Below are 13030 nucleotides of genomic sequence, written 5' to 3'. Positions count from 1 at the left end.
GGAAAACTCCACCACCTCACGCCAACATCGCCGCAGCGACCGCCCGCCCCGACAGCACGGCCCCATGCGCCGTGCCAAAATAAACGTCGGAACAGGCCTCGCCCGCGAACCACAGCGCCCCGTCCCATTCCGCCCCAGCCAAAGCGCGGCGGTCCTTCGGACCGGAGCCCACGGCGTTGAAACTGTAACTGCCCAGACTGAACGGATCGCGCCCCCAGCGCGTCACCTGCGCTGCCACCGGCGCGGGAAAGCCGCTGCCGAACATCGCCCGTAGCGAGGCCACCGCCTGATCCACCGTCGCCCGATCATCCAGCGCTTCGATCCCTGCCGCCTGATCCCCGGCATTGAACCCCAAAAGCACCGGCATCCCCGCCGCCCGCGCCAGTGACACCCACTCCGCCCAAAGCCCCGACTCCGGCCCCAGCCAGCCGATCCAATCCACATCCTCCGGCCACGCGACCCGGTCGAACCGCAACCAGCACTTGTTCAATAGCCCCATGCCCAGCGCGGCAATCGCCGCCGCGCGCCTTGGCGCCAATGGCGCGGCAAACCGCACCCGTCCGGCCTGCAACACCCCCAGCGGCAGGGTGCAAAGGATAGGCCCCGCCGCGATCACAGACCCATCCGCCAGAACCACCCGCCCCGGCGCGATCTCTGCCACCTCGGCCCCGGTGCGCACCTCCAACCCCCGCGCCAGATGCCGCGCCACGGCATCGAACCCGCCGGGGAACAGCACATCCTCGCCGTCGAACTCTTCGCCCTCGTCGCCATACCATGCCGAAAGGCGCCGCGCCGGCCCGCCATATTCCTGCTCCAGCGTGCTGTTGATCAGATAGCGCACCAACCGCCGCTCCGCCGCATCGGCCCCGCGCCACCCCTCCGACGCCTCCACCGCCGCTAGAACCGAGATATCCCGTTCTCCCTTCCCTGCCGCCGCAAGGGCCCGCCTCAGAATGCGCTCCGCCCCGCGCAGATCGGGATCGATGTCCCGCCCCCCCGCATCCAGCAGAACCGCGCGGTCATAGCTCGTCGCCACCCCGCGCGCCCCGGCCTCGCGCGCCAAGGCCGTCAGCGGATTGCCCGTCACACCATGAATCCAGCTCGCCCCCAGATCGACAGGCAAGTCCGGCCAGAGCCGCGAGGTGTGCAGCCGCCCGCCCACGCGATCCCGCGCCTCAAGCACCGTCACCGCAACCCCGGCCCCGGCCAGAGCCCGCGCGGCCGACAGCCCCGCCAGCCCTGCCCCGATCACCACGACCGGCGCATCACCCGCCCGCGCCGCCATACCACGCGCCCCCAGCACCGAAACCCCGACACCCGCAACAAAGGACCGACGGTCCATCACACGCTCCTACCCCGTCAGGCCCGCGCCTGACGGATCAGATCAAGGATCTCGCGCGCCGCTTCCGGGATGTTCGTCCCCGGCCCGAAGATCGCCTTGACGCCATTGTCATAGAGGAACTGGTAGTCCTGCTGGGGGATCACGCCCCCGCAGATCACAAGGATATCCTCCGCCCCCGCAGCCTTCAGCGCCTGCACCAGCTTTGGTGCCAGCGTCTTGTGCCCTGCCGCCTGCGACGAAATCCCCACCACATGCACATCGTTGTCGATGGCATCCTGCGCGGCTTCCTCAGGCGTCTGGAACAGCGGCCCCACATCGACGTCAAAGCCGATATCGGCGAAGGCCGTGGCAATCACCTTCGCCCCCCGGTCATGCCCGTCCTGCCCCATCTTGACGACCAGCATCCGCGGACGCCGCCCCTCGGCCTCGGCAAAGGCCTCCACGTCCTTCTGGATCTGGGCAAAGCCCTGATCCCCCTCATAGGCCGCACCATAGACACCCGCGAGCGTCTTCACCTCGGCCCGATGCCGCCCGAACACCTTTTCCATCGCGTCCGAAATCTCCCCGACAGATGCCCTCGCCCGCGCGGCCTCGACCGCCGCTTCCAGCAGGTTGCCACCCTCGGCCGCCCGCCGCGTCACCTTGGCCAAAGCGGCCTGACAGCGCCCCTCGTCCCGCGCCGCCCGCGTGGCGCGCAACCGCGCCACCTGCGCCTCGCGCACGGCGACATTGTCGATGTCGAGGATGTCGATCGGCTCTTCCTTGTCCTTGCGGTACTTGTTGACGCCGACGATCACCTCCTCGCCCCGGTCGATCATCGCCTGCCGCCGCGCGGCAGACTCCTCGATCCGCAGCTTCGGCATGCCGGAGGCGACGGCCTTCGTCATGCCCCCCATCGCCTCGACCTCCTCCATCAGCGCCCAAGCCTCCTCGGCCAGCTTGGCCGTCAGGCTCTCGACGTAATAGGACCCAGCGAGGGGATCGACGACCTTCGTCACCCCCGTCTCCTCCTGCAGGATCAGCTGCGTGTTCCGCGCGATCCGCGCCGAAAACTCCGTCGGCAGCGCAATCGCCTCGTCCAAAGCGTTGGTGTGCAGCGACTGCGTCCCCCCCAGCACCGCCGCCATCGCCTCGTATGCCGTGCGGATGACGTTGTTGTAGGGGTCCTGCTCCTGCAGACTGACGCCCGATGTCTGGCAATGCGTCCGCAGCATCAGGCTCGACGCCTTCTTCGCCCCGAACCCTTCCATGATCCGGTGCCACAGCATCCGCGCCGCGCGCAGCTTCGCGGCCTCCATGAAGAAATTCATCCCGATGGCGAAGAAGAACGACAACCGCCCCGCGAAATCGTCCACATCCATCCCCCGCGCCAGCGCCGCGCGGACATATTCCCGCCCGTCGGCTAGCGTGAAGGCCAGCTCCTGCACGAGGTTCGCCCCCGCCTCCTGCATGTGGTAGCCCGAGATGGAGATGGAGTTGAACTTCGGCATCTCGCGGCTGGTGTATTCGATGATGTCCGCGATGATCCGCATCGAAGGTTCGGGCGGATAGATATAGGTGTTCCGCACCATGAACTCCTTCAGGATGTCGTTCTGGATCGTCCCCGACAGGTCCGCCCGCGCCACCCCCTGCTCCTCGCCCGTCACGATGAAATTCGCGAGGATCGGGATCACCGCCCCGTTCATCGTCATGGAAACGCTGATCTTTTCCAGCGGGATGCCGTCGAACAGCACCTTCATGTCTTCGACCGAGTCGATGGCAACGCCCGCCTTGCCCACATCCCCCACGACGCGCGGATGGTCGCTGTCATAGCCTCGATGGGTGGCAAGGTCGAAGGCCACCGACACCCCCTGCTGCCCTGCCGCCAGCGCCTTGCGGTAGAAGTTGTTCGACTCCTCCGCCGTCGAAAACCCCGCATATTGCCGGATCGTCCAGGGCCGCCCCGCATACATCGTGGCCCGCACCCCCCGCGTGAAGGGCGCGATCCCCGGCAATTCGCCCATCTGCGGCAGGCCCGCCGTATCCTCCGCCGTATAGAGCGGCTTGACCGCGATCCCCTCCAGCGTCTGCCATGTCAGGCTGTCGGGGTCCGCCCCCTTCAACTCTTTCGCCGCCAGCCCGCGCCATTTCGCCAGATTGTCCGACATCTCTTTTCCTTCCTTCACGCCGACCCAACACAGAGTGGTTGGCACCCGGCATATCCCTTGGGTTTTCAAACCCCTGCCCTATATTCAGGGGCAAAGGGGAACCGCATGAAACTGCTTCGAACCGCGCTTGTCGCAGCCCTCCTGCCGCTATCCGCCCTCGCGCAGGAAACACCCGCCCCGACCGGGGATTTCGCCCCCGTCGCGGCGGCGGATGTCGTCTGGTCCGACCTCATGTATGTCAAACGCCCCGTGGTGGTCTTTGCCGACAGCCCGAACGACCCGAACTTCATCCGGCAAATGGAACTCATCGCCCGCGATCCCGGACAGTTGGCCGAACGCGACGTCATCCTCATCACCGACACCGATCCCGACGCCCGCACCGAGGTGCGCATGAAACTCCGCCCGCGCGGGTTCTCGTTGGTTCTGCTGGACAAGGACCTGAAGCCCGTGATCCGCAAACCCCTCCCGTGGGAGGTGCGCGAGATCACGCATGCCATCGACAAGTTCCCCCTGCGCCGGCAGGAAATCCAGCAAGGCGCAGGCCGCGGGACGGGGGGCTAGGCCCCCCGACCCGGCAGAACACAGCGACAGGGCGCTTGCAGCGGCCATCGTCTCACTCGAACTCCATGATCACATCGTCCACCTTCAGGCTCGCCCCCGCAGCCGCGTTGATCTTCTTGACCACGCCGCGCCGTTCGGCCTTCAGGATGTTCTCCATCTTCATGGCCTCCACCGTCGCCAGCGCCTGACCTTCCTGCACCTCGTCCCCCTCGGCTACGGCGATCTTCACGACCAGACCGGGCATCGGGCAAAGCAGGAACTTCGACGTATCCGGCGGCAGCTTCTCGGGCATCAGCAGCGCAAGCTCATGCTGGCGCGGGCTGCGGACGAAGCACTTCACCTCCGCCCCCCGCACCCGCAGACGGAAGCCCATCGGGACCTTGCCGACCTTCAGAACCAGCGGCTCGCCATCCACCATCAACCGCGCCAGCGGTTGCCCCGGCGTCCAGTCACTCTCCACCCGATGCTTCGTCCCTTCGGCGAAGGTCACCGTGGACCCGCCCTTGTCGGCCGCAACCGTCACTGGGAAAGCCTCGCCCTGCAGCGAAACCACCCAGTCATCCCCCACCCGCCGCTGATGGTTGTCCATCGTCCCGGTGATCTTCGTCCGCCGGATCTCCGCCACGCGGTTCATCGCCGCCGCAGCCGCCGCCACCCGCCGCAGCATAGGCGCATCCAGCGTGGCCCCTTGGAACCCCTCCGGATATTCCTCCGCGATGAAGGCCGTCGTGATGTTGCCGCTGACGAAACGCGGATGGTCCATCACGGCGGAACAGAAGGGCAGGTTGTGCCCGATCCCCTCCACCTCGAAGGTATCCAGCGCCAACCGCATCTCCTCGATCGCCGCCTCCCGCGTCTCGCCCCATGTGCAGAGTTTGGCGATCATCGGGTCGTAATACATTGAGATTTCGCCGCCCTCATAGACGCCGGTATCGTTCCGCACGATCCCGCCGCCCGCCGTCTTGCCCTCGACCGGGGGCCGATAGCGGGTGAGGCGCCCGATGGAGGGCAGGAAGTTCCGATACGGATCCTCGGCATACAACCGGCTTTCCATCGCCCAGCCGTTGATCTTCAGATCCTCCTGCCGGAACGGCAAAGGCTCTCCCGCCGCGACACGGATCATCTGCTCCACAAGGTCCACGCCGGTGATCAGCTCCGTCACCGGATGCTCCACCTGCAAGCGGGTGTTCATCTCGAGGAAGTAGAAGTTCCGGTTCCCGTCAACGATGAACTCGACCGTCCCCGCGCTCGTATACCCCACCGCCTTCGCCAGTGCGCAGGCCTGCTCCCCCATCGCCTTGCGCGTCGCGGCGTCAAGGAAGGGCGACGGCGCCTCTTCGATCACCTTCTGGTTCCGGCGCTGGATGCTGCACTCCCGCTCGTGCAGATAGACGCAATTGCCATGCTTGTCGGCCAGCACCTGAATCTCGATATGCCGCGGCTGCGTCACGAACTTCTCGATGAAGATGCGGTCATCCCCGAAGGATGCCGCCGCCTCGTTCTTCGACGACTGGAACCCCTCCGCCGCCTCCTGATCGTTCCAGGCGATGCGCATCCCCTTGCCGCCACCGCCGGCACTGGCCTTGATCATCACCGGATAGCCGATCTCGCGGGAAATCCTCACCGCCTCCTCGCTGTCCGCGATCAGGCCCATGTAACCGGGAACCGTCGAAACCCCCGCCTCCTGCGCCAGCTTCTTCGAGGTGATCTTGTCCCCCATCGCCTCGATCGCAGGCGACGGCGGGCCGATGAAGACGACCCCCTCCTTCTCCAGCGCGGCGGCGAAATCCATCCGCTCCGACAGGAAGCCGTAACCCGGATGCACCGCCTCCGCCCCCGTGGCGCGGATCGCCTCCATGATCCGGTCGATCACGATATAGGACTGGTTCGCAGGCGGCGGCCCGATATGCACCGCCTCATCCGCCATCTTGACATGCAGCGCGTTGCGGTCGGCGTCGGAATAGACGGCCACCGTCTTGATGCCCATCTTCCGCGCGGTCTTGATGACGCGGCAGGCAATCTCGCCCCGGTTGGCGATCAGGATCTTCTTGAACATCTCTCTCCCCTTCCACCGCGCCCGGGCCGGGGCACGGAAATGACAAAGGCCACCGGGGCGATCTGCCCCGATGGCCTTCCAACAGTTGCGTGACGCCGCCCGGAAGCGGCGATCAGATCAGTAGCGACGGCAGGGCGGCAGCCCCGGCAGACCGCAGGACGCAGCCCCGGCCAGCGCGCCAAGCGCGGCGCCTGCGACCATGTTCTCGTCCATCGCGTCGGCAATGGCCGCACCTGCGACGGCGCCGCCAAGACCACGCTCGGTCGGGGTCGCCATGCACCCTGACAGGGTCGTGGTCGCCAGGGCGAGGATGACAAAATATTTCCGCATGGCTCGATGCCTCTTTGGGTTGTGATTGAGGCGGATATTACCGCTTTCACCACGCCGTGAAACCCCAAACCTTCGTGATGATCGGCCCTTGGCCCGCCATCGGCAAAAGCACGCGCATCCCGCCGCATACCGCCAAACGGAAAAAAGTCCGGCCGCCACGCAGGCGCGGCAGACCGGACACAGGGGAAAGGGGTACAGTCTAGGCAGAGACGGGGCGCGTAGGAACACCACCCCGCACGGGCTTCAGACTGGCCAACCGCGCCCGCCTTGGCAAATGCGAATTCCGCCCCGAAACGGGCCTGTGCGGAAGCTTGCCGGAATGCGGAACGGATCGGCGGATGCATGCCTAGTCGTCCCCGTCATCGTCGTCGAAATCATCGTCGAACCCGAAATCGGGCGCATCCGGCGCAAAGACCTCGGGGAAGGACGCCTCGGCCCGCTTGCGGTCGATCCTCAGCAGCGCCTCATAGGAACAGGGATCGAACGGGTCCTCCGCCGGCACCACCTCGCGCCCGAACAGCCAGCTCAGACGCCCCGCATCCAGATTGCCCCGCTCGAACGGCTCTTCCCCGAACTGCGCCCAAAGCGCGGCCATGAAACCCTGATCCGCCATGCGGTCGGCATGCTTGCGGTCCTTGAACCGCTCGCGCCGGGTGATCTTGGTCGGGCCGTCCTTCTTGTTGGCGCGGCGGATGGTGAACTGGAAATCGGTGCCGGGAAGGCGGCCCGGAAAGCCGCGATGTTTCAGCATGGTCTGCCCCTTTCGATGCCAAGGGGCGCGTCATGGCCGATCAGGGGCGCGGCGTCAAACCGCGGCGCGCACAGAATAAGGGCGGGCCGGGGCGCAACCGCCCCTTTGGCCCGCCCAAATTCATTACTTGTATTTGCCGGTGTAGGTCGGCTCGGTCGACACCGGGGTGTCAACGTAGACGACTTCTTCTTCCTTGGCAGCGCAGGCAGCCACAAAGGCGACCATGCACAGGGCCAGCAGGGTTTTCGTGCTCTTCGACATCCTCTACTCCTATTTTCTTGGAGGGCAGGATCAAACGCGGAAACGCTGATCCGCCCCCGATGCGAGGCAAAGGCCGCTTGGGTTCGGCCTGACGCGACCATAACGGAAAATTCCGCCGAGGGACACGCAAACAAACCCAAGTTGTCAGCCTGTGGCACAGCTACATCAGCAGACCCCGCCACGACAAGAGAGAACGAAGCACTGCAGCGGTCCATCAGAACATCTCCCACAGGCATTGCCCATTTTCGATGCGGTAGGACTCGAAGAACTGCACCGCCTCCGGCGCGGCCTCGCCAAAGACCACCGGCACATCGGACAGCGAGATGATCACCTGCTCCGGTTGCGGCCCGCCCTCGGCGATGCGCGGGATGGCGAAACTGTCGCACAGGAACTGCATGTCCCCGCTCGCCGTCTCCACATCCACGCCGCCCTCCGGCCCAATCCCCGGCGCGACAAAGCGAAAACGCAGCGCCATCCCCTCCGGCCCCGGCGCGTTCCAGATCACATCCTGCAGCGTGACCTCCTGCCCCGACGGCACCTCCACGCGCAGCCCGTCCCCGGCCTCCACCGTCATGCCATCCACCTGCGCGACCGCAGGCGCGGCAGCGACGATCAGGCAAAGGGCAAGGGCGCGCGGCATCATGGGATGGGGCTCACAGCGGGATGTTGTCGTGTTTCTTCCACGGGTTCGTCTGCTTCTTCCCGCGCAGGCTGGCAAAGGCCCGCGCCACGCGGCGGCGGGTGGAATGGGGCATGATCACCTCGTCGATGAAGCCCTTCTCCGCCGCCACGAACGGGTTGGCGAAACGGTCCTCGTAATCCTTCACCCGCCCCGCGATCTTCTCTTTGTCGCAAAGCTCGCTGCGATACAGGATCTCGACCGCCCCCTTGGCCCCCATCACGGCCACTTCCGCCGTGGGCCAGGCATAGTTGAAATCGCCCCGCAGGTGCTTGGACGACATCACGACATAGGCCCCGCCATAGGTCTTGCGCGTCAGCACCGTCACCTTCGGCACCGTCGCCTCACCATAGGCGAAGAGCAGTTTCGCCCCGTGCTTGATGACGCCCGCATATTCCTGCCCCGTCCCCGGCAGGAAGCCCGGCACGTCGACCAGCGTCAGGATCGGCACCTCGAAGGCATCGCAGAACCGCACAAAGCGCGCGGCCTTCCGACTCGCGTCGATATCAAGGCACCCTGCCAGAACCATCGGCTGGTTCGCCACGACGCCCACCGTCTGCCCCTCCAGCCGGATGAAGCCCGTGATGATGTTGGCCGCGAAATCCTTCTGGATCTCGAAAAAATCGCCCTCGTCGGCGATCTTCAGGATCAGTTCCTTCATGTCATAGGGCTGGTTCGGATTGTCCGGCACCAGCGTATCCAGCGACATCTCCACCCGCGCGGGATCGTCGAAGAACGGCCGCACCGGCGCCTTCTCGCGGTTGTTCAGCGGCAGGAAGTCGAACAGCCGCCGCGTCTCGGCGATCAGTTCGACGTCATTCTCATAGGCCCCATCCGCGACCGACGACTTCTTGGTATGCGTCGACGCCCCGCCCAGCTCCTCCGCCGTCACGACCTCGTTGGTGACGGTCTTCACCACATCCGGCCCGGTGACGAACATGTAGGAGGAATCCTTCACCATGAAGATGAAGTCCGTCATCGCAGGGCTATAGACCGCCCCGCCCGCACAGGGCCCCATGATCAGCGAAATCTGCGGCACCACGCCCGAGGCCATGATGTTTCGCTGGAACACCTCGCCATAGGCCGCCAGCGACGACACGCCTTCCTGAATCCGCGCCCCGCCCGAGTCGTTCATCCCGATCACGGGCGCGCCATTCTGGATCGCCATGTCCATGATCTTGCAGATCTTGGCCGCATGCGTCTCCGACACCGACCCGCCCAGCACGGTGAAGTCTTGGCTGAACACATAGACCATCCGCCCGTTGATCGTGCCCCAGCCGGTCACGACCCCGTCGCCGGGATGCTTCGTCTCTTCCATCCCAAAATCCGTGCAACGGTGCTGCACGAACATGTCGAATTCCTCGAAACTGCCTTCGTCCAGCAAAAGCTCGATCCGCTCCCGCGCGGTCAGCTTGCCCTTGGCGTGCTGCGCCTCCACCCGGCGCGCGCCGCCCCCGGCACGGGCCACGGCACGGCGGTCTTCCAGTTCCTGCAGGATATCCTTCATCGGCGCTCTCCCCCCGAATTTTGCCGATACATAGCGGCCTGCCGCAGGGGGACCAAAGGGAGTCTCGCATATTTGCAAATTATTGGCAGACCACGCCGCGCAAAACGCAAATTCGCAAAGCATTCCCCTCCCACCGCGCACAGGTCTAAAAGGCGGGCCGGAACGCACCTAAAGCCCCTTCATCTGTTCCCAAATATCCCCGGGTGGGTCCGGGAGGGCAGGCAGCCCTCCCGGGGCCTGCCACCCCGCGCCCCGCCATGGAACCCAGAACAACCGGACCCCAGTCATCATGTCGCAGCTTCCCGTCCCCCTCGTGACCATCGGCCTTCTCCTCGCCTCCAACATCTTCATGACCTTCGCCTGGTATGGGCATCTGAAGTACAAATCCGCCTCGCTGGTGCTGGTCATCCTCGCAAGTTGGCTGATCGCCCTGCCGGAATATGCCCTGCAGGTCCCCGCCAACCGCATCGGCCACGGCCATTTCTCGGCGGCCGAGCTCAAGACGATCCAAGAGGTGATCACACTCTCGGTCTTCGCCGTCTTCTCGGTCCTCTACCTGAAGGAACCGCTCGGCTGGAACCACGCGCTCGGCTTCGCCTTCATCGCGCTGGGGGCCTTCTTCATCTTCCACAAATGGTCGTGATCCCCCAAGGTCACGACCACCGCGCACAGCCTGCTGTGCATCCCCGCCATGGACATCCCCGCCGCGCGGGCGTAGCCATTTCGCATCATGACCGGCTCCCGCTTTCTCGACCGCCGCACGCCCCCCCACATCACGACATTGATCCTGATGGCCGGGATGTCCGCGCTGGCGATGAACATTTTCCTGCCCTCCCTGCCGGGAATGGCGGAATGGTTCGACGCGCCCTATGCGCTGATGCAACTTTCCGTGGCGCTCTACCTCGCGCTCTCTGCCGTGCTTCAGGTCCTGATCGGCCCGATCTCCGACCGATACGGTCGCCGCAAGGTCCTGCTGGTCTCCATGATCCTCTTCCTCATCGCGACCGTCGGCACTCTGCTGGCCACCGATGCCACGACCTTCCTGATCTTCCGCATGGCGCAGGCCGTGGTGGCGGCGGGCATGGTCCTGTCGCGGGCCGTGGTGCGCGACATGGTCCCCGACGCGCAGGCCGCAAGCATGATCGGCTATGTCACCATGGGCATGTCGATCGTGCCGATGATCGGCCCCGTCATCGGCGGCGTGCTGGATGAACAATTCGGCTGGCAGGCCAACTTCGCCCTGCTCCTGATCCTCGGCGTGGTCACGCTCGCGCTGATCTGGGCCGATCTCGGCGAAACCGCCACGCCCCGCAAGATCTCGCTCATGGATCAGATCCGCACCTATCCGGACCTTCTGACCTCGCGCCGCTTCTGGGGCTATGTGGGCTGCGCCTCCTTCACTTCGGGCTCCTTCTTCGCCTATCTCGGCGGCGCGCCCTATGTTGGAAATGTGGTCTTCGGCCTGTCCTCCTCAGAGGTCGGCCTCCTCTTCGCCATCACCGCAGTCGGCTATGCGGCGGGCAATTTCATCGCGGGCCGCTATTCCGTGCGCATCGGGATGAACCGCATGGTCCTCTGGGGCACGCTGACCTGCATCGCGGGCCTCGGCACGCTCACCCTCGTCACGCTGGCGGGCGTCCATTCGCCCTATGTCTTCTTCGGCTTCACCCTCGCCCTCGGCCTCGGCAACGGCATGACGCTGCCCAATGCCAATGCCGGAATGCTCTCGATCAAGCCGGAACTCGCGGGCACCGCCTCGGGCCTTGGCGGGGCGATCCAGATCGGCGGCGGCGCAGCCCTCGCCGCCTTGGCAGGCACCCTGCTCACCGAAGGGGCAACCGAAATGCCCCTCGTCCTCCTGATGCTCGCCTCGGCCATCCTCGCCCTCTTCTCCATCCTCGCTGTGATCCGGCGGGCAAGGGCGCTTGGCCTCTCCTCTTGACGCGGACCTTTTGCAAAGCCGATAATCCGCTTTGCAAAAGGAGCCCGCCATGCCCACCCAAAAGCTCTATGCCGGTGCCAAGCTGCGCGAGATCCGCGCCCGCCTCTCGCTCACCCAGAAAATCTTCGCCGAAAAACTGGGCGTCTCGCTCCCCTATCTGAACCAGATGGAAAACAACCACCGCCCCGTCTCGGCGGCCGTGGTGCTGGCCTTGGCACAGGAATTCGGCCTCGACGTCACCGAACTCACCGTGGGGGAATCCGAACGCCTCGTGTCGGACATGCGCGAGGCACTGGCCGACCCCGTCTTCGCCGCCACCACGCCGCCCTTGGCCGACCTCCGCCTCGCCGCCTCCAACGCGCCCGCGCTGGCCCGCGCCTTCCTCGACCTGCACCGCGCCTATCGCCAAACCCACGAACGCCTCGCCTCCCTCGACGAAGCCTTGGGCCGCGAAGACGCCTCCCTCCGCCCCTCGCCATGGGAAGAGGTGCGCGACTTCTTCCACTACTGCGACAACTACATCGACGCCGTCGACCGCGCAGCCGAGCACTTCGCCACGCAGGGCGGTGCGACACAGGACATCACCCGCACCGCCATCGCGGCACTCGAAAAGCGCGGCATCTCCGTCTCCTTCACCGACCAACCCGAAACCCGCCGCTACGACCCCACGACCAAACGCCTCACGCTATCCAACCGCACCGCAGGCCCGACCCAGCGCTTCCAACTCCTCCTGCAAGTGGCCCTCCTCACCCAGAACGAACTCATCGAAGCGACCCTCGACCTCGCCCGCTTCGCCACGCCAGAGGCGCGCGATATCGCCAAGATCGGCCTAGCCAACTACTTCTCGGGCGCGGCCCTCTTGCCCTACCGCGCCTTCCAATCGGCTGCCTTGCAAACCCGCCACGACCTCGAACGCCTCGCCGACCTTTTCGGCGCCTCCATCGAACAGGTCGCGCACCGCCTCTCCACCCTCCAGCGCCCCGGAGCGAAAGGCATCCCCTTCTTCTTCGTCCGCGTCGATCAGGCCGGCACCATCACCAAACGCCACTCCGCCACCCGCCTGCAATTCGCCCGCTTCGGCGGGGCCTGCCCGCTCTGGAACGTCCACCGCGCCTTCGAATCCCCCGGCCAGTTCCTCCGCCAACTCGCCGAAACGCCCGACGGGGTGAAATACCTCTGCCTCTCGCGCGATGTCTCGAAACCCGGCGGGGCCTTCCTCGCCCCCGTCAAACGCTACGCCATCGGATTGGGCTGCGAAGTCCAGCACGCCCCGCAACTCGTCTATGCCGACGGCCTCGACCTCAAGGGCCATTTCGAACCCATCGGCATCTCCTGCCGCATCTGCGAACGCCCCGCCTGCCACCAGCGCTCCGTCCCGCCACTGGAACGCCGCCTGAAGGTCGACCCCGATCGTCGCGGCCTCCTCCCCTACGAGATCGCGGAATGACAAAGGG

At 65.7% G+C, this 13030-nt stretch carries 12 protein-coding genes; 4 read left to right on the top strand and 8 right to left on the bottom strand.

Translation table 11 applies throughout. The features are described 5' to 3' along the window. Nucleotides 1-16: 16 nt before the first annotated feature. Nucleotides 17-1342, bottom strand: coding sequence for a flavin monoamine oxidase family protein (locus tag TabM4_RS05495; RefSeq protein WP_434619577.1), 1326 nt, complete (start codon nt 1340-1342; stop codon nt 17-19). A 17-nt stretch (nt 1343-1359) separates the two neighbouring features. Further along, nucleotides 1360-3489: a methylmalonyl-CoA mutase gene (scpA, locus tag TabM4_RS05490; RefSeq protein ID WP_434619574.1), complete on the bottom strand. Its 2130-nt coding sequence runs from the start codon at nt 3487-3489 to the stop codon at nt 1360-1362. Between the two features lie 105 nt (nt 3490-3594). On the opposite strand from scpA, the gene TabM4_RS05485 reads away from it, so the two are divergent. Then, nucleotides 3595-4050, top strand: coding sequence for a DUF4174 domain-containing protein (locus tag TabM4_RS05485; RefSeq protein ID WP_434619571.1), 456 nt, complete (start codon nt 3595-3597; stop codon nt 4048-4050). Nucleotides 4051-4102: 52 nt separating this feature from the next. On the opposite strand, the gene TabM4_RS05480 is transcribed toward TabM4_RS05485, so the two are convergent. From TabM4_RS05480 to TabM4_RS05455, 6 genes are all read right to left on the bottom strand, one after another. Next, entirely contained in the window at nt 4103-6106 is a 2004-nt protein-coding gene (locus tag TabM4_RS05480) for an acetyl-CoA carboxylase biotin carboxylase subunit (protein WP_434619569.1), read from the bottom strand. Nucleotides 6107-6223: 117 nt separating this feature from the next. Beyond that, complete coding sequence (locus tag TabM4_RS05475) at nt 6224-6436, bottom strand: hypothetical protein (RefSeq protein WP_434619566.1); 213 nt, start codon at nt 6434-6436, stop codon at nt 6224-6226. Nucleotides 6437-6782: 346 nt separating this feature from the next. Further along, the gene (locus TabM4_RS05470) at nt 6783-7187 is read right to left on the bottom strand and encodes a hypothetical protein (RefSeq protein WP_434619563.1); all 405 of its coding nucleotides are present in this window, start codon (nt 7185-7187) and stop codon (nt 6783-6785) included. A gap of 123 nt (nt 7188-7310) precedes the next feature. Further along, entirely contained in the window at nt 7311-7448 is a 138-nt protein-coding gene (locus TabM4_RS05465) for a hypothetical protein (protein ID WP_165049195.1), read from the bottom strand. A gap of 214 nt (nt 7449-7662) precedes the next feature. Continuing rightward, a complete protein-coding gene (locus TabM4_RS05460; RefSeq protein WP_434619560.1) occupies nt 7663-8091 on the bottom strand; it encodes a DUF6497 family protein in 429 nt (142 codons plus the stop codon). Between the two features lie 10 nt (nt 8092-8101). After that, nucleotides 8102-9634: an acyl-CoA carboxylase subunit beta gene (locus TabM4_RS05455; RefSeq protein ID WP_434619557.1), complete on the bottom strand. Its 1533-nt coding sequence runs from the start codon at nt 9632-9634 to the stop codon at nt 8102-8104. A gap of 289 nt (nt 9635-9923) precedes the next feature. Here TabM4_RS05455 and TabM4_RS05450 point away from each other — a divergent pair, with 289 nt between their 5' ends. From TabM4_RS05450 to TabM4_RS05440, 3 genes are all read left to right on the top strand, one after another. Further along, on the top strand, nt 9924-10277 hold the full coding sequence (locus tag TabM4_RS05450; RefSeq protein WP_434619554.1) for a DMT family protein: 354 nt from the start codon (nt 9924-9926) through the stop codon (nt 10275-10277). 87 nt (nt 10278-10364) lie between these two features. Beyond that, nucleotides 10365-11576, top strand: a complete 1212-nt coding sequence (locus TabM4_RS05445) for a multidrug effflux MFS transporter (RefSeq protein ID WP_434619551.1) — start codon at nt 10365-10367, stop codon at nt 11574-11576. 49 nt (nt 11577-11625) lie between these two features. After that, a complete protein-coding gene (locus TabM4_RS05440) occupies nt 11626-13023 on the top strand; it encodes a helix-turn-helix domain-containing protein (RefSeq protein WP_434619548.1) in 1398 nt (465 codons plus the stop codon). Nucleotides 13024-13030: the final 7 nt, after the last annotated feature.

It is taken from the genome of Tabrizicola sp. M-4, assembly GCF_051132405.1.
Taxonomy (GTDB): domain Bacteria; phylum Pseudomonadota; class Alphaproteobacteria; order Rhodobacterales; family Rhodobacteraceae; genus Paragemmobacter.
The sequence above is the reverse complement of the archived record's forward strand: the minus strand, read 5'-3'. Positions and strand labels throughout refer to the sequence as shown.